The following is a 21870-nucleotide window of genomic DNA, read 5'->3' on the forward strand; positions in this document are numbered from 1 at the left end:
AAGGCGATTCCCTCCAGGGAATCGCCTTCAGCACACCCTCCGACCAGACTCATCCGCATGACCGAAGCACCCACCACCGTCCCCTACACCCGCATCGAAGTCACCGCCGACGGCGGCACCCGCTTCGTCGACGGCGACCTGCCGCTCGACCCCCGCGTTGTCGCCACCGGCGTCCCGCCGATGCTCGTCGGCGCGCTGCCGTCGGACGGCGGCAGAGTCGCCTACCTCCGCAGCGAAGGCTTCGACAGCGTGCCGCATCCGGCGCCGGCGGTGCAGTGGGTGGTCATGCTGCGCGGCACCGTGGAGGCGACCGTCTCCAGCGGCGAGTCCCGCCGCTTCTCCCCGGGTGAACTGCTGCTTGTCACCGACGTCACCGGTGTCGGCCACCGCTCCGCCGGGGTCGGCGAGCCGCCGTTCGAGTGCTTGTTCATTCCGGCGAACCCGGCGAACCCGGCGAACCAGGCAGGCCCCGCGTAGGCCGAGCCGACAGCCTGATCCTCAACCCTCACCCACTCAGACACGTCTGCTCGAACGCCGTCTTCTCGCTCTCCTTGAAGAACCGCGTCCCGGCGCCGGCGGCGCACCAGTAGTAGTAGTGATCAGACGTCGGATTCAGCACGGCCGCGATCATCTGCTTCGACGGGATGCTGACCGGCGTCGGCGGCAGACCCTTGTGGCCGCCGGTCGCGTACGGGTCCGTCGGATCGGTGACCTCGCGCCGCGTCACCGTCACCCGTTTGCCGGCTTGCAGGCTCAGCCAGTAGCGCGTCGTGGCGTCCACGCCGACGAAGTCGCCCCGGCTCAGCCGGTTCTGCACCGCCTCGGACACCTCGCGGCCGTCCGGATCGGCCTTGGTGACCTCCGCCTCGGCCAGCGAGGCCAGGATCAGCACCTCCTCGGGCGTGCAGCGCCGCGACGGCGAGCACTTCAAGGACGCCGCCTTGCTCTCCAGCCCCAGCTTGTCCAGCTCGTCGACGCGCGCCTTGACCATCGCCGTCAGCACCCCCTGCGCGGTGTCGGCGCTGGTCAGCGTGTAGCGGCCGGGTTCCAGCATGCCCTCGGCGGTCCAGCGCCCGTCGGCGCTCTTGGACCAGGCCGGCAGGCCGATCTGGTTGGTGTCGATCAACGCCTGCACGTCGTCGCGGTCCCACTCCCGCTTCTTCGCCAGCGACCGCAGCGTCTCCCAGCTGTAGTCGCCGGGCCGCACCTCCAGCAGCGAGTCCGGCGACAGGTTCGACGTCTTCAACAACTCGGCGATCGCCGCGCTCGCGCTCAGCTTCGGGCACACCCGATAGGTGCCGGTGCTGATGTCCCGCGACGACTGGTCGTGCCCGGCGGCGTCGACGAACGCCTGCGAGCTGCGCACCACCCCGGCGTTGAACAGCGCGTCCGCGATCGCCTTGCCGGTCGCCCCCTGCTGCACCTCCACCAGCACCTTGTGCGGATCGTCGGCGTCGCACTTGGTCGCCGAGTAGTCCGGCGCGTGCTTGCCGCCGCCGGCCAGGCTCACCAGCCCGGCGAACAACAGCGCCCCGACCCCGCCGAACACCACCAGCAGCGCACCGAGCGGACCCCAGGCGCGCCACCGCTCGGCGCGGGTCGGCGGCGGGTCCTCGTAGTCGTCGTCCTCGGTCCCGACGTACCCGGTCCCAGCGCCTCCGCCTTCGGTATCGCGCACCACGTACTCCTGATGATCGAACGCTTACCCGGCGTTGATCATCCCGTGCCGAAGGGCTGCGACGCAGGTTCATACGGCCAGATGGGGGGCCGGGCCCGCGATGCCCCCTATCCTTCACCTCAGGTTGTGCGTGACATCTCATTATTAATATCCGCGTTCCACCTAACGCCCCCATCTTGTGCAGTGTGCGTATAGCCGTCATCACCGAATCGTTCCTCCCCCGGGTGAACGGGGTCACGAACTCGGTCTGCCGCGTGCTGGAGCAGTTCGCCGCACACGGCCACCAGGCGCTCGTCGTCGCGGCCAAACCCGGACCCGAGGAGTACGCGGGCCACGAGGTGGCCGCGGTCGGGGGGTTCGCGCTGCCGGGGTACCGGTCCTTCGTCGTCGGGCTGCCGATGGCGCGGCTGGTGCGCAGGCTCCGCGAGTTCCAGCCCGACGTCGTCTACCTGGCCTCGCCGGTCAGCCTCGGCTGGGCCGGGGCGACCGCCGCGCGCCGGCTGGGCATTCCCTGCGTCGCGGTGTTCCAGACCGACGTCGCCGGGTTCGCCAAGCGCTACGGGCTGCGCGGCACCGACAAGGTCATCTGGTCCTGGCTGCGGCGCATCCACGCCCAGGCCGACCTGACCCTGGTGCCGTCCACGGCCACCATGAAGCTGCTGGAGGAGCACGGCATCCCCCGGCTCGCGCTGTGGCGCCGCGGCGTCGACGCCGAGCGCTTCCACCCGCGCTACCGCGACGAGCGGCTGCGCCACGAGGTCGCGCCCCGGCGGGAGACCGTCGTCGGGTACGTCGGCCGGCTCGCCCCGGAGAAGCGCGTGGACCTGCTGGCCCATCTCAGCGGCCTGCCGGGGGTCCGGCTGCTGGTGGTCGGCGACGGTCCGGCCGAGGACCGGCTGCGCACCACCCTGCCGGAGGCGACGTTCACCGGCTTCCTGGACGGCCTGGAGCTGTCCCGCGCCTACGCCAGCCTCGACGTGTTCGTCCACACCGGCGCCGACGAGACGTTCTGCCAGTCGGTGCAGGAGGCGATGGCCAGCGGCGTGCCGGTGGTGGCGCCGGCCGCCGGGGGCCCGCTGGACCTGGTGACGCCGGGCCGCACCGGACTGCTGTACGACCCGGACTCGGTCTACGAGCTGCGGGCCGCCGTGATGCGGCTGAGCGCGAACCGGGAGCTGCGGAGCCTGTACGGGCTCAACTCCCGCGCCGAGGTGGAGAACCGGACGTGGAGCGCGGTCGGCGAGGAGCTCATGGGGCACCTGCGGGCAGTGATCGCGGGCCACGGGTCGGCGGCCGTGGCCGCGGCTGCGGCTGGTGCGGTGAGCGCGGCGGAAGCGGTCGAAGCGGTCGAAGCGGTGGAAGCAGGGCACTTCACGGCCGCCATGGCTGCCGAAGCGACCCCGGAGCCGGTGGAAGCCGGGCTGATCACCACCACCGCGGAAGCCAACGCCGCCGCCGGGGCGACCAGCGGTGCGGCCACCAGTGCGACTGCCGAAGCAGCCGCCGAAGCAGCCGCCGAAGCAGCCGCCGGCCGCCGGCTCCGTCGCCGAATTGCCGGCGGCGACACCGGCGTCCGCTCCAAGATCTCCTTGGTTCCCCGAGTCTCCAGGGCCTCGAAGAGTTCGAAGAACGCGAAAGCCTCCCACACCTCCCACACTTCCAACCCCTCCGGGGCCGCCGGCTCCCCGTCCGCGGTGTCCGCCGCCGTCCCCCCGCCCCCGAACAACCTCGAAACGGCCGCCTGAGCATGCCCCGCCCGAACCTGCTGGTCTCCGTCCACGACATCGCCCCGGCCTCCGCCGACGCCACCCGGCGCTGGCTGGCCGACTTGGACGCTCGCGACGTCCCGGCCACCCTGCTGGTCATCCCCGGCCCGTGGCGCGGCGCCCGCCTGAGCCAGAGCCCCGACCTGGTCGCGGAGCTGCACGCCGCCCGGGCCCGGGGCCACGAGCTGGCGCTGCACGGCTGGGCGCACCGCGCCGGACCCGGCGGTGCGCCCTGGCGCCGGGCCGCCGCCCAGCTCATCGCGCGCGGCGCGGCCGAGTTCGCGGCGCTGGACCGCGCCGAGGCCACCAGCCGGCTGGCCGCCGGCCTGGCCGAACTGGCGGCCCTGGACATCGAGCCGGTCGGCTTCCACCCGCCGGGCTGGCTCGCCTCGCCGGGCGCCTACCAGGCGCTGCGCCGCGTCGGCCTGCGCTACTCGTCCTCGCACCTGTTCGTCCACGACCTGATCACCGAGCGCCGCCACACCCTCCCGGCCCTGTCCCACCGCCCCGGCGGGCGCGGCGAGGCCTTCGGCGCCACGTTCATGCGCCGGTCGGCCGCCGCGATGGCGCGCTCCGGCCGCTCGTTCCGGGTCGCCCTGCACCCGGACGACCTGGACCACCCGGGCCTGCGCGAGACCACGCTCGCCGTCATCGACGACACGCTGGCCGCCGGCTACCGGGCCGGCACCTACTCCGGGCTCGTGATGCGCGGCGCGGCGGTCGCGGCCCGGTGAGGATCGTCCAGCTCGCGAACGCCTACAGCCCCACCTCCGGCGGCCTGCGCACGGTCGTCGACGCCCTCGGCCGCGGCTACGTCGCGGCCGGGCACGATCGGGTCCTGGTGATCCCCGGCAAACGCCACACCCGCGAGGAGGGGGAGTCAGGGCTCGTCGTCACGTTCCCCGGCGTCCCGGTCAGCGGCGGATACCGGGTGATCCCGCGGTTCGCACCGGTCCGGGAGCTGCTGGAGGAGCTGAAGCCGGACACCGTCGAGGTCTCCGACAAGGCCACGCTCGCCGCGGCCGGCCCGTGGGCTCGGGAGAACGGCGTCGGCGCGGTACTGATCTCGCACGAGCGCCTGGACGCCGTGACCGCGGCCCGCTTCCCGCACGCCTGGCGGACCGGCAACCGCCTCCTGCGCCCGGCCCTGCACCGGCGCAGCCGGAACCTGGCCGAGGGCTACGACGCGATCGTGGTCGCCTCGGCGTTCGCCGGACAGGAGTTCGACGGGACCTCGGCACCGCTGTGCGAGATCCCGCTCGGGGTGGACCTCGACCTGTTCCGGCCCCGGCCGGCGGCGCGCGAGGCCGGGCCGGACGCGGGGTCGGATGTTGGACCGGATGTCGGATCGGATGCCGGTGTCGGTGCCAGTGTCGGTACTGGTGCCGGTGCCGGTGAGCGTGCGGGTGTTCACCTCGTCTACAGCGGTCGGCTCTCTGTCGAGAAAAACCCGATCGCCGCCGTCGCCGCCGTCAAAGCCCTGATTGCCGCTGGCCTCCCGGTCCACCTCGACGTCTACGGCACCGGCAGCCAGCGCCACCACCTCGAACGCGCGGCCGCCGGCCTCCCGATCGCCTTCCACGGACACCTCGCCGACCGGGCCGAACTCGCCGCGCGCATCGCCGAGGCCGACGTCGTCCTGGCCCCCGGGCCGGCCGAGACCTTCGGCCTCAGCGTGCTGGAGGCGATGGCCTGCGGCACGCCGGTGATCACCGCCGATACCGGCGGTGCCGGGGAGCTCCTCGCCCCGCACGCCGGCCTGGCCGCGGCCTCGAACGGCCCCGCCTTCGCCGGCGCCGTCGCGCAGGTCATGGAATGGCCCGAAGCCGAGCGGCGGGCGGCCGCCCGGCTCCGGGCCGAGGAGTTCCCCTGGTCGCGCACGATCGCCTCGATGCTGGCGCTCCACGACCGCCTTCCCGGCGATCGGGGACCGCTGGCTACCGGTACCGGAACACGATCCGGCCCCGGCTGAGGTCGTACGGGCTCATCTCCACGAGTACGCGGTCATAAGGCAGGATCTTGATGTGATTCTTACGGATCTTGCCGCTGATGTGCGCGAGGATCTTGTGGCCGTTGCCCAGCTCCACGGTGAAGTTGGCGCTGCGCAGGCACTCGATCACGGTGCCCTCCACTTCGATCCCGCCATTGGTTTTGCTCATTGGTGTACCAGCTCCAGATTGGTCGAGGTGTGGCGCGCCGCGGCCCCTTCGACAAGGGCGGCGGCCGCCGTGTTCGCTTCATTGATTTCGGCCCAGGCGGCCGCGGTGCCGCGGACGTGCAGATCGCCGAGGACGTGGGCAAGCAGCGCCCGAGCGATGCCACGGCGCCGATGGTCCGCCCGGACGGCGAGCAGCCCGATGCGCGGCTGGCGCGTCGCCGTCACGAGCCGCACCAGGCCGACATACTCAGTGCCCTGAGCGGCCACCACGAACTTCGGCAGATCCTCGGCGAGGATGCCGTGCGGCCGGTGCAGCACCTCCACGGGCATCGTCTGCCACCCGACCGTGGCCGCGATCTCCGCGCGGATCACACTGTCCAGGGCGCGCAATGCGTCCGTGTCGGCCGCCCCGGCCGGGACGATCCGCACGCCGCTCGGCGGCCCGACCGAAGCCAGACCACTGACTCGCGGATCGGTCGGCAGCACGTAGCCGCGCTCGCGCCGCCCGATCGAGAAACCGGCCACCAGCCACGCGGCCGTCAGATCGTCGTCGCCCTCGTCCACCACCGTGAACAACGGACGCGGCAGCTCGGCGAGCATCGCCGCCGCCAGCTTCCGGAACACGGGCTCGTGCCAGGAATCGACGCCGACGAACAGCCGGCCGTCGGGCCGCCGGACGGCTTCGCCCCGGCCGACCACCTGGTCGTCCTCAAGCGCGTGCCACTGATGCTCCGCGACCCTGGTGACCACGACCGTACGGTCCACCGGGCCCGAAGCGGAATGCAGAGTGTTCATCTCTGGTCCCCTCTCGGAGTGCCTTGCAGGGCAGGCGCTCCGGCGAGACCAGGGTCAGTCGCCCGCCGTGATGCGAAGGGGGAGCACCCGCATCGTCATATCGGTCACGGGTCCCACCTCCTCAGTGTTCGGTCACGGCTGCCCGAACGGTATCAGGCACCGCCGGGCCGGCCAACGGATTTACCTACCCCAAGCCCTTGGCGATGAACAGCAGCAGCAGTTCCTCCAGCCGGGCCCGCTCCTCGTCGCCGACGTCACGCAACGGCCCCTGCCCGGTGAGCACCGCCAGCCCGTGGACGCCGGACCAGATCGGGAACTCGACCCCCGGGCGGGTCTCGGCCGACAACACCCCGGCCTCGACCAGGTTGTCCAACGCCATCCGCAACTGACCCAGAGGACCGCGATCCTCCTCCGCGTCCGGCCCGGCCTCGGTCGGGGTGATGTAAGCATGCTGCTGCGGCACCGCGTACGCGGTCGCGAACCACCCCGGCTCCTCGCGCGCGAACCGCAGATACGTGGTGCCGATCGCCCCCAGGCGCGTGAACGCCGCTTCCGGATCGACCCGGTCGCCCGGGACCTGGGCCACCGCCGCCGCCATCCGGTCGCCCAGTTCGGCCATCGACGCGGTGCACACGGCGGCCAGCAGCTCGTCGCGGTCCGCGAAATGCCGGTAGGCGGCGTTCGGGACGACGCCCACCAACCGCGTCGCCTCGCGCAGCACCACCGCGTCCGGGCCGCCGGCGCGCGCCAGCTCAAGGCCGGCGGCGATGAGCCCGGCCCGCACCGCCCCGCGGGGTCGGCGCCGCCCCGGGGATTCCGACTCCGCTGCCTCAGCCATGGTCACCGCCCCAGGATAACCGTGTGGACGCCGTCCACCAACCCGGCTAGAGTGGACAGCGTCCACAAACGCCTCGGTTCGAACGGGGAGATCCGCCATGACCGCTTCCGGTGACGCCAGTGTTGGCACTCTGACCCCCCGGCCATCCCACATGGCCCCGCTGCTCGTCCGCAATCAAGCCTTCGCCCGCGACCACGGCCCGCGGCCCTTGGCCCCGCCGGCGGCCGAACTGGTCGTGGTCACCTGCCTGGACCACCGGGTCGACCCGGCCGTCGTCCTGGGTCTGCGCCTCGGGGACGCCCCGGTGCTCCGCAACGCGGGCGGGCGGGTCACCCCGGCGGTCGTCGACGACCTCGCCTACCTGGGCTTCCTGGCCCGGCGGGTGTTCCAGCTCGAAGGGCCGCTGTTCGAGGTCGCGATCATCCACCACACGCAGTGCGGGACGGGATTCCTCGCCGACGAGGACTTCCGCCGGGAGGCTGCCGCCGCGACCGGGGTGCCGGCCGAGGACCTCGCGGCGTCGCAGGTCGCTGATCCGTACGAGACGGTGCGCGCCGACGTCGACCGGCTGCGGGCCTCGCCGCGCCTGCCGTCCGGGGTCGGGGTGTCAGGGCACGTCTATGACGTCGAGACGGGGCTGGTCGCGATGGTCACCACTGCTGACTGACGGTCCTGACGGTCCTGGTTGGCCTGACAGTTCTGGCAGTCCTGACGGTTCTGGTAGTCCTGACGGTTCTGGTAGTCCTGGCGGTCCTGGCGCCGGTTCGCCGGCGCCAGGACCACTCGTCATCCGGCCTAGGGATTCAGGTCGCCCACGACCGACGACGCGATCTTCGCGATCCGCTCCCGCTGCGGGAAGGCGCCGACCGGGACCCGCGCCACCTCCGTCGCGGTGGTGTAGTCGACCACTGACACCTCGCCGCGATTGCTCAGCGAGACGAAGCAATAGCGGCCGTCGACACTGGTCTGGCCCCAGTACGGCAGGGCGCCGGCGGGGTAGGCGACCATGCCGCTGGTCGTCAGCCCCGCCGTGGCGACGATGGCGGTGTAGTCGTCGATCGTGCCGACATCGCAGAGCTTTGACCCATCTCCGGAAAGCGCCAGTCCGTGATGCGCCGAATTCTTGGGGTAGTTGTCCGGCTTCATCGTGTTACCTCCACTGGCATAAGGCATCTGCACAGTGTTGAGGATCTTCGAAGTGCTGAGGTCGTACTTCACGAAGCCGTTCAGATAGGACAGATCCGCGTAGAAGGTGTGGCCGTCAGCTGCGATCTCGTTCGGGCGAATTCCATGGGGGAACTCCCATGTTTGAACGACCTGGAGCGTGCGAGCGTCTACCTTGGTGAGTTGGAAACTGCCCTTGGCCCATTCCAGGGACTGCGGCAAAGAGGTGATGCCGATGCTGGAGTTGTAGATATAGGCGCCGTCGGCCGAGTAGTCGTTTTGATGCGGGTACGTGCCGGTGGCGAACGAACCGACAACGGCGCCGTTGGCGGTGTCGACGACCTGCGCCTCCTGCGCGGTGGTCGCCGAGACCACATAACGGGTGCCGTCAGGCGACAGGGCCGCGTGGTCGGCATGGAAGCCCGCCAGCCGTGTGTGCCACAGCTCGGTGTGCGTCGCGAGATCGAAGGCTGCGACGTCGTCGAGGTTGCCTCGGGACACGTACAGCGTGTGCCCGTCGGGGGAGACGGTCGCGTCGTCGACAAACCGATCGCCGCCCTCGACGGCCTTCACCGCCTGGTACCCGGCCAGCCACACCGGGTTGATGTCGATCTCGAACATCCGCTGCGCGAGATCCGGGACGACATCGATCGACCCCAGGTTCGCGAACGTGCGCCCATCGACGAAGCTGACCGTACCGGCCTGGCTGTTGCCGACGACGAGGACGTCCCGCATACCGGAGTCGGCGGCGGCGCCGGGCGCGACGGCCAGCGCGGAAGCGACCAGAGTGCCGGCGGCGAGGACGCGGGCGGCGCGACCGGATTGGGTCGCGCGGTCGGCGTGTTCGCCGCCGGTGGGGCGGGGGGAGGTGGGGCGGGCCGAGGTGAGGCGGGCGGGGGTGAGGCGGGTGGAGGTGAGGCGGGCGGGGGTGAGGCGGGTGGAGGTGATCCGGTGGAGTCTTCGTGGCATGAGCGCTCCCAAGATCGGGTCGAAACGGGTGTATCCGGGCTTTGTGTTCGAGCTTTGAGAAGATAGGGTCGAACGGCTGAGGAGTCCATGCCTGTTCGCCGACTTCTTACCGGCCGGTAGCCTCGGATCCGTCGCGTTGCCGGATCGGTGGATGCTCGATTGCTTACGCCTCGTCGTCCTCCAAGGCCCGCAACAGTTTCCTGGCTTCCTGCCCGGCGTCGCCGGAGTCCTCGATCGCGTCCCAGCGTCGGACGGCGTCCGTCGCCAGAACGTAGGCGAGATCCGGATCCCCGCCGGCGGCAGCGAATTTCGCGCGGGCCGTCACCGCTTCCGCGGCGCCCCACGGGTATGCCAACTCCTCGTAGCGGGCGACCACCTTGCTCAGCCGCTCGCCCGCCCCGGCGTAGTCACCTTCCGCTGCCTCACAGCGCGCCGTGACTTCCCACGTCTGGTTCACGCCTAGCTCGTCCTGCAACGACCCGAACAACCGCCGTGCTGAGGCTGCGTGCTTCCTTGCCTGGCGGGGCCGCGACCGTTCGAGCGCCAGCTCCGCGAGGCAGCCCAGGGTGTCCGCCTGGGCTCGCACGTCGCCGAATCGTCGAAACGCTTCCAATGCTTCATCCAGGGCTGATTCGGCTGCTGCGTCCTCTCCGGCGCGGGTTAGCAGCTGTCCCAGGTTCACCAGCGCCGCGCCTAGGCCCCGGTCGTGGCCGCCGGTTCGGGCGTCCTCGGCTGCGCGGTGGTAGAGCTCCCGTGCTGCGGCGGGTGAGCCGTAGAACTGCTCGTACATCCCGAGGTTTGTCCGCGATGCCGAGGAGCCGGCGGTATCGCCGATCCGCTCCCACAGGGTGATGGCGCGCCGATACAAGTCAGGGACAGCCGCGGTCTCCTCAAGGCACGACTCCAGGGAGGCCAGACCGTTGAGAGCTCGCGCGAGACTTGCGGCTTCGGGCTGCTCTTTGGGGTCTGCGAGCTGACCTGCGTCCCTTGCATCCAGTACTGCCAACGCACGACGTAGCCACGCCCGGCCGCTGCGGATGTGGCCCCGGGCGTACCAGAATCGCCAGAGTGCTCCGCTGAGCCGAATGGCCTGCTCGCCGTCTTCATCCGCGATGAGTCGGTTCAAAGCGGCGCGCAAGGTGTCGTGCTCGTCCTCCAGCCGGTCCATCCACGTGGCCTGATCCGGTCCTGTCAGATGCGGTTCGGCCTGATCGGCCAGCTTGACTGCGTAGTCGGTCATGCGTCGTGCTGCTGGGCCTGCTTCGCTGTGTTGTTCGAGTTCCTCTGCCGCGAACTCTCGGACTGGTTGCGAAAGGCCGTAGGTCAGCCCTTTTGGTCCTTCTTGGATCTGTACGAGATGCGAGTCAACGAGCTCTGCGACGGATAGCGCTGCGTGTGTTCCGCCGACCGCGACCATGGCTTCCAGTCGCCAGCGCGCTGGGAACACTGACAGTGCACGCAGGAGTGCTTGGCCGGGGGCGGGTAGCTGCTCGTAGCTCCATTGCACTGACGCAGCCATGCTCCGCTGGCGGTGCGGCAGGTCGCGCGGGCCGTCGGCCAGGAGGTGCAGTGCGCCGGATGCCGTTGCCAGGGCGTCCACGATCGAACCTGGATCCAGTGAGCCGATGCGTTCGGCGGCGAGTTCGATGGCCAGCGGTAGGCCGTCGAGGGCGCGGCAGATCGCTCTGACGTGGCGTAGGTCGGGTTCGGTGGGTCGCCAGCCGTATCTGCGGCGGGCGGCGTGGAGGGTGAACAGTTCTACTGATGCGGATTCTGATTCTTCGCCGGACTCCGGGACCGGTAGGGGAGCCACGTGGTACTCCTGCTCGCCGCGCACCCGCAGTGGAATCCGGCTGGTCACCAGGACTGACAGGTTGGGGCAGGCCGCGACCAGCGTCGCTATCAAATCAGCGTGCTCGATCAGGTGCTCCATGTTGTCCAGGACGAGGAGCAGGTGGCTGGGGCCGATTCGGGCGGCCAGATCTGTGACGTCCGCGACGTCGCTGGTGGCGTTGCTGATGGCAGCGTTGGCGGTGCCGTTGCCGGTGCCGTTGCTGGTGGTGGCCGTGAGGCGGTGCGCGATCTCCCGCAGCATCTCGTCGCCGTCCTGCAACGGAACGAGGTCCACGTCGCGAACCCCGTCCGCGAATCCGGCCGAGGCTCTGGCGGCGGCGGCCGCGGCGAGCCGAGTCTTGCCGACGCCGCCGGGCCCGGTGAGCGTGACGATGCGACTGAGCCTGGTGCTGAGCCTGGCGCTGAGCAGGTCGGCGACACGGATGGTGTCGTCTTCCCGGCCGATCAGCGGGGTCGGTGGTATTCGAACTCTGCTGAACATGACAGCGGGAGCTGTTCCCACCGGGACTCCGCGTGCCGCCCGCTCGAGCCGCTCCCGTTGGTCTCTCCGCGGACCGTCCAGGCCGAGTCCGTCAGCCAGCATCCGCACGGTTTGAGCGCGGGGTGAAGGAAACTTGCCCCGCTCCAGATCGCTGATCGTCCGCACGGCGATGCCCGAGCGCTTGGCCAGTTCCTCCTGCGTCAGCCCTGCTGCGAGGCGTTCCTCGCGCAGCAGCGCGGCGAAGGTGTGCTCCACGAAGTCCCCCAAGGACAAGTGGTGTCGGTGTGCTGTCGTGGATCCGCAGCCGGTCCCGGCGGATCCGTGGGTCATCCGTGGGTCGTGCCGTGTGGGATCGCCACGTTGCGGGCCCGATGATCGAAGCGTGCCGGGCTTCGAAGAGACCACCGATACTAACGGCCGGGCGGCCGGTGACGTACTGCTGGCTGTCGCTGTGCCGGCGTTCGAGGCGGCGGCTGTGGGGGTGTGCGAGGTTTTCCGCGATCTGGGTTTCGCCTCTGACCGGATCTTTCTTTCGACCGGCCCATACGCCGCGACCCACGGAATTCTCGATGCCTTGTGTGCGGTTCCGACGCTGGATCATTCCGGGCGGATGTGGTTCTACTGCTCGGGGATGGGTGGTGGGGAGGTTGGGAAGGCTGGAGAGGTTGGGGGCGCTCGGGTGGTTTTTCGGGCGGATTGTCCACGTCGCATTGTGTTTTTGGATTGGCATGGTGCGATCGCCGCGGCGCTGATTGAGTGCCTTGGCGGGGATGGTGCTGATTTGCCGATGACTGCGCAGGATTTGGCGTTGCGTCTGGCTGATGTGGCTGAGGTGCATGTTCCGGCTGATGCTGCGGCCATGCTTCTGTTTCCGCATCTGTTGAGCGCTTCGGATGTTCATCGGTTGCGGGCGGCGGCGGTGGGTTTGGCTGGTGCTGGTGCTGCTGGCGCTGGTCCTGCTGGTCCTGCTGGTGCTGCTGATGTCGGTGTTGGCGCCGATTTTGATGCTGGCGCTGGCTTGGTCGCTCAGGCTGCCACCCTTTGGCGCGAACTGTCCCTGCTTGATCCTGCGGACACCGATGCCCGGTACTTGCAGGCGCATTTTGAGACTGTTGCCGCTCGGCTTGTCGAACCCTAGTTCTGAAGTGAAATCATGTCGGGTCTTTCCCTTAACCGCATGACCCTGGCTACGGCCGAAGATCTGGAAGCAAAGAAAACCATCACCTTGGGGGCACGATGAACACGCTCGATTCAGCAGAATCCCGGCATCGGGGTCTGGTCCGCCTGCTGTCGTTGGCCTTGGCGGCTGCGGGTGTCGCCGTCGTCGCTGACGATCCCGCTGCGCACGCGGCTTCGGCGGCGCCGAGCATCGCGCTGAGCCGGTGGCAGGGAGCCGATCGGTATGGCACGGCTGCGGCGCTTGCTTTGGCTGCGTATCCGAATGGTGCGGCCAACGTTGTTGTGGCTAGTGGTGAGTCGTTCCCGGATGCGTTGTCGGCGAGCTATCTCGCTGGGTATCTCAAGGCTCCGATTCTCCTTACCGAAGCCCATTCGTTGCCCGGTGAGACGGCGACGGCGCTGCGCAAGCTCGGTGCCAGCCACGTCTACTTGGTTGGTGGCGAGGCGGCGGCTGATGGCAATGTGCTGCGTCAGTTGCAGGGTGTGCCGGGAGTTGCGCAGGTGACGCGTGAGTCCGGGGCCTCCCGGTATGACACTTCGCTGGCGATTGCCAGTGTTCCGCCGGCGTCGGCGGTCGGGCAGATCAATGGCCAGCGCACTGCGTTGCTTGCTTCGGGGGCGACGTTTCCGGATGCGCTTGCGGGGTCGGCTGTCGCGTCGGGGGCTGGATTGCCGATTCTGCTGAGTGAGCCGGGGTCGTTGTCTCCGCAGGCGGCCGAGGCGATTCGGCGGTTGGGGATTACGCAGGTTTTGGTGCTGGGTGGTCCGGCGGCGGTGTCGCCGGGGGTGGAGAACGCGCTGCATGGGATGGGGGTGAGTACCCAGCGGCTGGCTGGTGGGGATCGTGGGGCGACGGCGGCGGCGATCGCGTCGTATGCGGTCAACACGGTCGGGTTCGATCCGACGCGCGTGGCTTTCGCCCGGGGGGACAACGCTGGTGGTGGGGTTGATGCGTTGGCGTTGGGGGTTCTCGCCGGGGTGCATCATGAGCCGTTGTTGTTGACTGATTCGCCGACGCAGGCGGGGTCGTCGACGGCGGCGTGGCTCGCGGGGGCGGGTGGGCGGTTGACGGCTGGGGATGTGGCGGGCGGGCCAGGGGCGATCAGCGATGGGTTGTTGGCGCAGTTGGCAGGCGGGGCGCCGGCTGGGGGTGGGGCGCCGCCGAGTGGGGGTGGGGGGCCTGCGTTTGGGGTGTGGGATGTGACGATTTCGGGAGTGGTCGGGTCGAACAGTTTTCAGCGGGTCGGGCGGTTAGCGATCGTGCCGACTATTACGACGACGGGGACTGAGAATGGTGTGAACCCGGTTGATGTGTGCCTGGTGTCGGGGAATCCGAGCGCTGTTCCGGAGCCGGGGGCGATTTGGAATGGGAGCAACGCTGCGTGTCATCCGGCTGCGACGCTTGCGCAGCTGGATCTGGGCACTGTTACGGTGCAGGGGACTACTGTTTACTATCAGACGGATTCGAATATTTCGGCGACGTTCAACAATCTTTTTAATCAGTATGGTGGGTTGGCGGCTTGTCCGTACTACGTGCGGAGTGGGGGGATGGCGGTGCGGACTAATGCGGATGGGTCGGTGACGGGGGCTATTGATGTTGTGGGGTATGGGTGTGGGTTTGTGGAGTATAAGGCGCAGATTACTGGGACGAGGGTGTAGGGCGGGGGAGGGGAGGGGAGGGCAGGCCTCGGGTCGGTGCGCGATGGTTCGCGAGGGTCGAGGCCTGCTGTGTGGTGTGGAGGCTGTCGTAGTGGCGTACCGTGCGTGGGGGAAGCAGTGGTCTGAAGACGGGGGAGATGATCCGCTATGACTGGTCCTGATTCTGTTCCGCCTACATGGGAACAGGCGATGTGGCAGGCCGCGCAGTGGCTGGGGAAGATGGAGAAGGATTCGCATCGCAAGATCGGTGATGTGCATGACATGATCCGGGCTGATGCGGATGCGGCGCGGGCTTGGATTGCTTATGCGACTGAGGTGGGTAGTCGGTCGCGTGGGGGGAGCTTGGGTGGTTCTGGTGGGCGTGGCGTGGAGCCGGGCAGGGGCTGAGTTGGTGGGTTCTGGGTAGCGCTTAGGCATTCCACGGGGGTCGGTGGGGGTGGGGTGGGAGCGCGAGTTGGAGTTGGAGCGCGAGTTGGAGTGAGGGTGGGAGCACGAGCGGGAGTTGGAGTGAGGGTGTGAGTGCGAGCGGTAGTGGGAGTTGGGGTGAGGGTGGGAGTGGGGCGTTGGAGTTGGAGTGAGGGCGGGAGTGGGGTGTGTTGGGTTGGGTTTTTGGGTGAAGGCTGGTTTTGGTCTGTGGTGAAAAGCTAAAAGCAGGCGCCTCCAGCGGGGGCCTCGGATCCCTCGGGGAACTGGCGCCGGCTCCATAGGTCGGTACATCTAGTCCCTGCGCTGGCGGTTGGTGAGGTGGGGGTTCGTTCCCCTCGGTCCCGTCGGCAGCCCTACGGGTACAGCGCCGCCGCCCAGGTGTCAAGTCCATGCCGTTGCTGATGCGCTGTTGGCTGGCGGTTGCGCTTGCATGGACTGGACACCCGGTCGGCGGCACTGTAGGCAAAGCCCTGCCGACGTGACCGAGGGGAACGAACCAAAAACCCAGGCAGGGGACTGACAATCACGGCGGCCGGGGTGGGTGCGTGGTGCGTGCGGCTGGCGGTTTGGGGGCTGGAGTCTGTGCTTTTTGGCCTGGTTTGAGGCTGCCGCTTTCAGTATCGCGGCGGGCGGTGCTTAGGTGCTTGTGCAGCTGCGGGTCGCTATTTGCGGCGCGAACCCTCTTTTGTTCGTTGGGCCTCAGTGGGTCAGGTGCACGTAGAGGTCGTACTGGCCTGGGCCGTCCCAGCTCGCGGGGTAGACCTCGTCGCAGTAGTAGTAGTCCCATTGGCCTGCTTGTTGGCCGGCGTAGCCGGAGGAGGCGCAGGCGTCGCCGTGGGTGTAGCTGTGGTAGAGGATGTAGCCGGGGGCGGCGCCGTGGGCTTCGGCGGGGGTGGCGGTGAGGATGAGGGGGGTGGCGGCCAGGGCGGCGGTGGCGAGGGTGGTGGCGATGCGTCTCATGGTCTATACCATCTCCCGGGGGGAGTTGGGATAAATGTCGGGGTTTGGAGTTGAGGCCGTTTTGTTATCAGTGGTCTGATTGCGTGGGGCTGTCAGAGGGTGGGGGGTGGTTGGGGTAGGGGGTGGGCGCCTTCGGGGCGGAGGCCGTCGAAGATGAGGGCGAGGTAGCGGCGCCAGAGGTCGGGGGGTGCGTCGGGGACGTAGCCGGTGACGTAGTTGGGGGCGCACATCAGGAGGATGACGTCGGTGCCGGTGATGTCGTCGCGGATGGCGCCGTGGTCGCGGGCGCGGTCGACCAGGTTGTGGATGGTCTGGTACATCCTGGTGCGCGATTCGACGATCGCGGGTAGGGAGTCGCCTGCTTCCTGGAGGAAGGACAGGTCTTGTTGTTGGCGCTGTTGGGCGGCGGCGGTGAGGAACTCCAGGAGGGCGGTGCCGGGGTCGGGGGCGTCGAGGAGGTGGGTGCCGAGGGCGCCGAGGACTTCGACGCGGTCCAGGACGATGGCCGCGATCAGGTCGTCCTTGGTGGGGAAGTGGCGGAAGACGGTGCCTTTGCCCACGCCGGCGCGGCGTGCGATGTCGGCGACGGAGGCTTCCAGGCCCTTCTCGGCGAACTCGTCGGCCGCGGCGGCCAGCAGCAGCGCCCGGTTCCGGGCGGCGTCGGCGCGCAGGGGGCGGTCGGGGGTCACGGTCGCAGCCTAACAAGTTGACCGGGCGGTCCGCTTATGGCTAGCCTCCTGGTGGGCGGAAGGTGACCGCTCGGTCCGTTTATTGGAGGGGTGATGGGCGACAAGCAGGGCTTGATGCGTGCTGTGACGGCGACCGGCTATGGGCCGCCGGAGGAGTTTGTTGTTGCCGAGGTGCCGGTTCCTCGGCCCGGGGCCGGTCAGCTCCAGGTGCGGATCGCGGCCGCGGCGGTGAATCCGGCGGATGTTCGGCTGCCGAGTGGGGAGTTCGGCGACGCGGTGCGGTTGACGTTTCCGCATATTCCTGGCAACGACTTCGCGGGCACTGTTACCGAGGTCGGCGAGGGGGTCGAGGGCTATGCGGTCGGCGACGAAGTGTTCGGTCTGGCGGTGCCGCCGGTGCTGCGGGCGATGGCGGGCAAGCGGCCGTCGCTGAGTACCGGGGCGTTCGCCGAATACGCGGTGATCGAGGCGGATACGCCGATGATCGCGCATCGGCCGAAGGAGCTGTCGGTGCAGGACGCCGCGGCGTTGGCGACTGCTGGGCTCACGGCGCGGGCGATCATGGCGATGGCGCAGGTCGTGGCGGGGGAGCGGGTGCTGGTGGTCGGGGCGACGGGAGGGGTGGGCACTGTGCTCCTGCCGTTGCTCGCTGCGGCTGGTGCGCACGTGATCGCGACTGTGAAGCCGGTCGACGCCGATGTGGTGCGGGAGTTGGGGGCGCAGGAGGTCATCGGGTACGAGGAGTCTGGGTACCCGGTGGATGTGGATGTGGCGGTGAACGCCGTACTGCCCGGGGATCAGTTGGCGGCGGTGGCCGCGACGCTGCGGCCCGGCGGGCGGCTGCTCGGCATTACGTTCCCGGCGCCGACGGTGGAGACGGTCGGGCGGGATGACGTGGCTTTGCATCTGGTCTTCGACATGGATGCCGAGTTGGGCGGGATGCGGGAGGTCGCGGAGGCGGCGGTGCGGGGCGAGCTGCGCGCGACGATCGGGCGGCGGTATCGGTTGGAGGAGGCGGGGCGGGCTTGCGTGGACTTTGCGCGGGAGCACACGACGGGGAAGTTGGTCGTGGAGGTGGGGTGACTTGGTGAATGCGCCGCGGCCGCCGTTCAGTGGGCTGAACGGCGGCCGCGGTGTGGTGTCAGGCCACTGTTACGTGGAAGATCTGATTGTTGCTGTTGTGCGGCGTGCTGTCCTTGTCGCCGTTGTTGGATGTCGCCATCCACATTCCGCCGTCCGGGGCCGGTTCGACGGTGCGCAGGCGGCCGTAGGTGCCGACGAAGAACTGCTGCACGTTTGTCAGGCTGCTGCCGCTGATCTGCTCGCGGTAGAGGCGGGTGCCGCGCTGGCAGGCCACGTAGAGGTAGTCGCGGATGATGGTGATGCCGCTGCACGAGCCCTCGGCGACCGGGTAGGTGTGCTTCGGGGCGATGAATCCCGAGGTGCCGCACGTGCCGGAAGTGCCTTCGCAGGAGGGCCAGCCGTAGTTGCCGCCCTTCACGATGAGGTTGGTCTCGTCCATGATGCTGTTGCCGAACTCCTGCTCCCACAGTCGGCCCTGGGAGTCGAAGGCCAGGCCCTGGACGTTGCGGTGGCCGTAGCTCCAGACGGCGTTGTGGAACGGGTTGTCGGCCGGGATGCTGCCGTCGGGGTTGATGCGGAGCACCTTGCCGTTGAGGCTGCTGGTGTTCTGGGCGTTGGCGCCGTTCTGGGCGTCGCCGGTGCCGGCGAACAGGTACTTGCCGTCCGGGCTGAACCGCAGGCGGCCGCCGTTGTGGTACTTGTTGCGATCGATGCCGGTCAGCAGGATCTGCTCGGAGCTGGTCTGGAGCGTGTCGGCGGTGGGGTCGTACTTGATCCGGACGATGCGGTTGTCGGTCGGCGAGGTGTGCATGATGTAGAGCCAGTGGTCGGTGCCGAAGCTCACCGGGTTGATCTCCAGCCCGGTCAGACCGCCCTCGCCGTCGGTGCTCTGCGCATTGGGGACGGTGCCGATGGTCTTCTTGGCGCCGGTTTTCGGGTTCAGGTGCACGATGTCGTGGGCGTCCCGCTCGGTGAACAGGATCGTGCCGTCGGGCAGCGTGACCAGGCCCCACACCACGTCGTCGTCGGTGCCGACCTGCTTCGCGGTGCACACGCCCTGTGAGGGGGAGCATGTGCTGGCCGCGGTGGTGGTGACGTCGAGGATCGGCGTGCTGCCGGCGCTCTCGTTGGCGTTGGCGTCGTAGGCGGTGACTTGGAAGTGGTAGGCGGTGCTCGGCGTCAGGCCGTCCACCTGGGTGCTGGTGGTGGTGGCGTCGGCCGTGCCGACCTTGGTGCGGGTGCCGTTCACCACGTTGTAGACGCGGTAGCCGGCGACGCCGACGTTGTCGGTCGACGCGGTCCAGGCGAGGGTGACGCTGCTGCTGGTGACCGCGGTGGTGTGCACCGACGTGGGCGCGGTGGGCGGCGTCGTGTCGCCGGACGGGGGTGTGGTGACGGACAGGGTGCCGGACGGTTGGCTGACGTTGCCGGCGGCGTCGCGGGCGTTGATGTAGAAGCCGTAGGCGACGTTCGGGCTGAGCGAGCCGCAGGTGGCTGTCAGGGTGCTGCCGTCCACCTGGGCGCAGAGCTGGCCGTCGTGGTAGATGTCGTAGCCGGTGACGCCGACGTTGTCGGTGGACGCGGTCCAGGCGACGGTGACGCTGTTGGCGGTGTCGGAGACCAGGGTGGGTGTTCCTGGCGGGGTTGGCGGCGTGGTGTCGGTGGTGGTGGTGCCGTAGACGCCGAGTTCTTGGAGCGAGTAGCCGTGCGTGGAGTCGTTCCGGCAGCGGTGGGTGCCGTACATGCGGACGTAGCGGCCGGTGCCGTTGAGGGCTGTCAGGTCCTCGACGCCCCCTTGGCCGGCGGTGGTGGAGTAGATCTTGGTCCAGGTGGTGCGGTCGGCGGAGGTGTCGATTTCGTAGGCGGTGGCGCAGGACGCGTCCCACTGCAGGCGGACACGGCTGATGTGGGCGGTGGTGCCGAGGTCGATGGAGATCCACTGGGGGTCGGTGCCGGCGGTGCTGGCCCAGCGGGTGGTGGAGAGGTTGTCGTCGACGTTGGAGGGGGCGCAGCAGCCGCCGGAGGAGGAGGCGGTGGCGGGTTTGTTGAGGGAGAGGAGGGGGTCGGTGGCGGTGGGGGTGGCGGTTGTGGAGGTGGTGGTCGTGGTCGTGGGGGTCGTGGACGCGGCGGCGGAGCAGGCTTGAGTGGAGCCGCTCTTTGAGACGTGGAGCGAGCCGCCGGAGGTGGTGTGGCTGTTGCTGAGGCAGTAGCCGTTGATGTTCTGGAAGCCGATGTCGTAGGGGCTGGTGGTGGAGGTCTGGGCGGTCAGCCCGTCGAACGTGATGTCGCTGCCGGCGTTGGCGATGACGGCCGGTCGGCCGTCGGTCGCGGCGGATTTGAGTGAGGCGCCGGTGAAGTGGATGCCGGAGACGTTGTGCAGATACCAGCCGTAGGCGGGCCGGGTGCCGATGCTGTTCGGGTTGTAGTCGGTGGCGCTGTTGCTCGGAACGCCGGTGGACATGGTGCCGTTGCCGCCGGGGACGGTGAGGTCGACGTTGGTGAACGTCTCGTCGGTGATCTGGTGCGAGCTGTCGGCGCCCCAGATCGTCGGGCTGTAGGCGGTGTTCGCGACGCCGGTGCCGGTGATGTTCTCGTAGGTCACGTTGCTGATATGGCCGACGGTCGGGCTGCCGCCGCAGCGTAGTCGGGTGCCGATCTTCTGCATGATCGGCGAGTGGACGCCGCTCATGGTGATGTCCTTGTAGTGCACGTCGGAGATGTCGGCGCCGTCCATGCTCACCATGCCCAGGCCGGACTTGCCGGCGCCGAGGATCGCGACTTCCTGGAACTGGTAGTCGGTGAACGAGCCGCAGGTCTCTGATCCGAACATCAGGGCATTGCAGCAGCGGGCGGTGAGAGTGGCATGGGTGACCGTGACGTGGCCGCTGGGCAGCGCGGCGCCGAGGGCGTAGTCGCTCTTGAAGACCAGGGCGTCGTCGTTGGAGGAGATGGTGATGTTGGTGATCGCCACGTGGGTGGTGGAGATGATGTTCCAGCCGTCGCGGTCGTTGGAGGTGGCGATCGTGAGGTGGTCGGAGGTCACCCCGTCGCAGCCGTTGATCAGCGCGCCGAAGTGCCCGCCGCGCGCCAGGGTGATGCCGCTGAGCGTGAGGTTGGTGCAGCGGGTGAGCGAGAGGATCTTGTCGGCCTGGCCGGCGCCGGGATTGCCGGTGATGAGGTTCCCGCCGCCGTCGATGGTGCCGGAGCCGGTGAAGGAGACGTTGGAGACCTTGTCGCCGAAGAACATGGCGTCGTGGAAGTGGCTGTGGCCGTAGTCCTGGTACTGGGAGTAGGGGTTGGACTCGGCGGCGTCGTAGGTCTTGGCGCTGGAGCCGACGATCTTGGAGCCGGTGTCGAGCTGGATGGTGACGTTGCTCTTGAGGTGGATGGTGTTCGCTGACTTGTAGGTGCCGGAGGGGAACTCGACGGTGCCGCCGCCTGCGGCGTTGGCGGCGGTGACGGCTTTGTTGATGGCGGGGGAGTCGTTGGTGGAGCCGTTGCCGGTGGCGCCGTAGGTCTTGACGTTGAAGGTGGGTGGGGTGGTGGCTCCTGGGGAGGCGGCCGCTGGGGACGCGGCTCCTGGAGGGGTGGTGGGGGATGGCGCGGCGAGCGCTGTGCTTTGGGCGCTCGTCAGCGCGAGCGCGGCCACGGCGACCGCCAGGCGGAGGGCGTGGCGTCTGAAGGCATACTTTCTCACGGGCCTGAGTCAAGCGAAGGTCGGATCCTTGGGCAATGTTAAGGAACCTTACTCTTGGGGGAATCCATGAAAATCGATGTAACAAAGGGCTGTGGGTGATCATTCATCCGAGGTTTTGGGGGTGAGGTGGCGTTGGGCCTCGTATATGAGATGCCACGAGGCGGAGATGCGAATGCGACGAGGCGGACATGCGAATGCGACGAGGACCATCGAGCGGGGGGCACTCGATGGTCCTCGTCTTGGGTGGTGCTGTGCGGCGGGTGGCTTGGGTGGCTTGGCAGGCTTGGCAGGCTTGGCAGGCTTGGGTGGATCAGGGCTTAGGCGGCCAGCGCGTGCACCCGGGAGGCGGTGGCGTTGTTGCGCTTGATGGCCAGGGCGCCGGTGCGGCCCAGGAGCATGGCGATGGCCATGACGATGAGGGTGTCGGTGAGGGCGTCGACGCTGACCTGGTGGTCGTACATCCAGCGGCCGAGT

17 protein-coding genes are annotated in these 21870 nt (G+C 68.9%); 8 read left to right on the forward strand and 9 right to left on the reverse strand.

The window, feature by feature from the left end; genetic code table 11:
• Window positions 1-57: 57 nt before the first annotated feature.
• Window positions 58-477: a cupin domain-containing protein gene (locus ABD481_RS32940; protein WP_344669731.1), complete on the forward strand. Its 420-nt coding sequence runs from the start codon at window positions 58-60 to the stop codon at window positions 475-477.
• 28 nt (window positions 478-505) lie between these two features.
• On the opposite strand, the gene ABD481_RS32945 is transcribed toward ABD481_RS32940, so the two are convergent.
• Window positions 506-1678 carry an endolytic transglycosylase MltG gene (locus ABD481_RS32945; RefSeq protein ID WP_344669732.1) on the reverse strand — a complete coding sequence of 391 codons (1173 nt, stop codon included), beginning with the start codon at window positions 1676-1678 and terminating at the stop codon, window positions 506-508.
• A gap of 185 nt (window positions 1679-1863) precedes the next feature.
• Here ABD481_RS32945 and ABD481_RS32950 point away from each other — a divergent pair, with 185 nt between their 5' ends.
• From ABD481_RS32950 to ABD481_RS32960, 3 genes are read left to right on the forward strand one after another with little or no spacing between them, the layout of a single operon-like run.
• Window positions 1864-3423 (forward strand): glycosyltransferase family 4 protein, encoded by a 1560-nt coding sequence (locus ABD481_RS32950; RefSeq protein ID WP_344669733.1) that lies wholly within the window; start codon window positions 1864-1866, stop codon window positions 3421-3423.
• Window positions 3424-3425: 2 nt separating this feature from the next.
• The gene (locus ABD481_RS32955) at window positions 3426-4178 is read left to right on the forward strand and encodes a DUF2334 domain-containing protein (RefSeq protein ID WP_344669734.1); all 753 of its coding nucleotides are present in this window, start codon (window positions 3426-3428) and stop codon (window positions 4176-4178) included.
• On the forward strand, window positions 4175-5416 hold the full coding sequence (locus tag ABD481_RS32960; RefSeq protein WP_344669735.1) for a glycosyltransferase: 1242 nt from the start codon (window positions 4175-4177) through the stop codon (window positions 5414-5416). Before ABD481_RS32955 ends, ABD481_RS32960 begins: the two co-directional genes overlap by 4 nt.
• Here ABD481_RS32960 and infA read toward each other — a convergent pair.
• The 3 genes from infA to ABD481_RS32975 form a co-directional block, all read right to left on the reverse strand.
• On the reverse strand, window positions 5382-5603 hold the full coding sequence (infA, locus tag ABD481_RS32965) for a translation initiation factor IF-1 (protein WP_344669736.1): 222 nt from the start codon (window positions 5601-5603) through the stop codon (window positions 5382-5384). The two genes, ABD481_RS32960 and infA, sit on opposite strands and share 35 nt — an antisense overlap.
• A complete protein-coding gene (locus tag ABD481_RS32970) occupies window positions 5600-6397 on the reverse strand; it encodes a GNAT family N-acetyltransferase (RefSeq protein ID WP_344669737.1) in 798 nt (265 codons plus the stop codon). The genes infA and ABD481_RS32970 overlap by 4 nt, the downstream gene beginning before the upstream one ends.
• A gap of 184 nt (window positions 6398-6581) precedes the next feature.
• Window positions 6582-7235 carry a TetR/AcrR family transcriptional regulator gene (locus ABD481_RS32975; RefSeq protein WP_344669752.1) on the reverse strand — a complete coding sequence of 218 codons (654 nt, stop codon included), beginning with the start codon at window positions 7233-7235 and terminating at the stop codon, window positions 6582-6584.
• Window positions 7236-7332: 97 nt separating this feature from the next.
• Here ABD481_RS32975 and ABD481_RS32980 point away from each other — a divergent pair, with 97 nt between their 5' ends.
• Entirely contained in the window at window positions 7333-7902 is a 570-nt protein-coding gene (locus tag ABD481_RS32980; protein WP_344669738.1) for a beta-class carbonic anhydrase, read from the forward strand.
• A gap of 128 nt (window positions 7903-8030) precedes the next feature.
• On the opposite strand, the gene ABD481_RS32985 is transcribed toward ABD481_RS32980, so the two are convergent.
• On the reverse strand, window positions 8031-9368 hold the full coding sequence (locus ABD481_RS32985) for a YncE family protein (protein WP_344669739.1): 1338 nt from the start codon (window positions 9366-9368) through the stop codon (window positions 8031-8033).
• Between the two features lie 163 nt (window positions 9369-9531).
• On the reverse strand, window positions 9532-11958 hold the full coding sequence (locus ABD481_RS32990; protein ID WP_344669740.1) for an ATP-binding protein: 2427 nt from the start codon (window positions 11956-11958) through the stop codon (window positions 9532-9534).
• Window positions 11959-12085: 127 nt separating this feature from the next.
• On the opposite strand from ABD481_RS32990, the gene ABD481_RS32995 reads away from it, so the two are divergent.
• Together ABD481_RS32995 and ABD481_RS33000 are read left to right on the forward strand one after the other, a co-directional pair.
• A complete protein-coding gene (locus ABD481_RS32995) occupies window positions 12086-12841 on the forward strand; it encodes a hypothetical protein (protein ID WP_344669741.1) in 756 nt (251 codons plus the stop codon).
• A gap of 98 nt (window positions 12842-12939) precedes the next feature.
• The gene (locus tag ABD481_RS33000) at window positions 12940-14541 is read left to right on the forward strand and encodes a cell wall-binding repeat-containing protein (protein ID WP_344669742.1); all 1602 of its coding nucleotides are present in this window, start codon (window positions 12940-12942) and stop codon (window positions 14539-14541) included.
• Window positions 14542-15666: 1125 nt separating this feature from the next.
• Here ABD481_RS33000 and ABD481_RS33005 read toward each other — a convergent pair.
• Both ABD481_RS33005 and ABD481_RS33010 read right to left on the reverse strand, forming a co-directional pair.
• A complete protein-coding gene (locus ABD481_RS33005; protein ID WP_344669743.1) occupies window positions 15667-15927 on the reverse strand; it encodes a hypothetical protein in 261 nt (86 codons plus the stop codon).
• A 92-nt stretch (window positions 15928-16019) separates the two neighbouring features.
• Window positions 16020-16616 carry a TetR/AcrR family transcriptional regulator gene (locus tag ABD481_RS33010; RefSeq protein WP_344669744.1) on the reverse strand — a complete coding sequence of 199 codons (597 nt, stop codon included), beginning with the start codon at window positions 16614-16616 and terminating at the stop codon, window positions 16020-16022.
• Between the two features lie 93 nt (window positions 16617-16709).
• On the opposite strand from ABD481_RS33010, the gene ABD481_RS33015 reads away from it, so the two are divergent.
• A complete protein-coding gene (locus ABD481_RS33015) occupies window positions 16710-17699 on the forward strand; it encodes an NADP-dependent oxidoreductase (protein WP_344669745.1) in 990 nt (329 codons plus the stop codon).
• 58 nt (window positions 17700-17757) lie between these two features.
• On the opposite strand, the gene ABD481_RS33020 is transcribed toward ABD481_RS33015, so the two are convergent.
• Window positions 17758-21396 carry a PQQ-dependent sugar dehydrogenase gene (locus ABD481_RS33020; protein ID WP_344669746.1) on the reverse strand — a complete coding sequence of 1213 codons (3639 nt, stop codon included), beginning with the start codon at window positions 21394-21396 and terminating at the stop codon, window positions 17758-17760.
• Between the last annotated feature and the right edge of the window lie 474 nt (window positions 21397-21870).

It is taken from the genome of Catenulispora yoronensis (assembly GCF_039531695.1).
GTDB lineage: Bacteria > Actinomycetota > Actinomycetes > Streptomycetales > Catenulisporaceae > Catenulispora > Catenulispora yoronensis.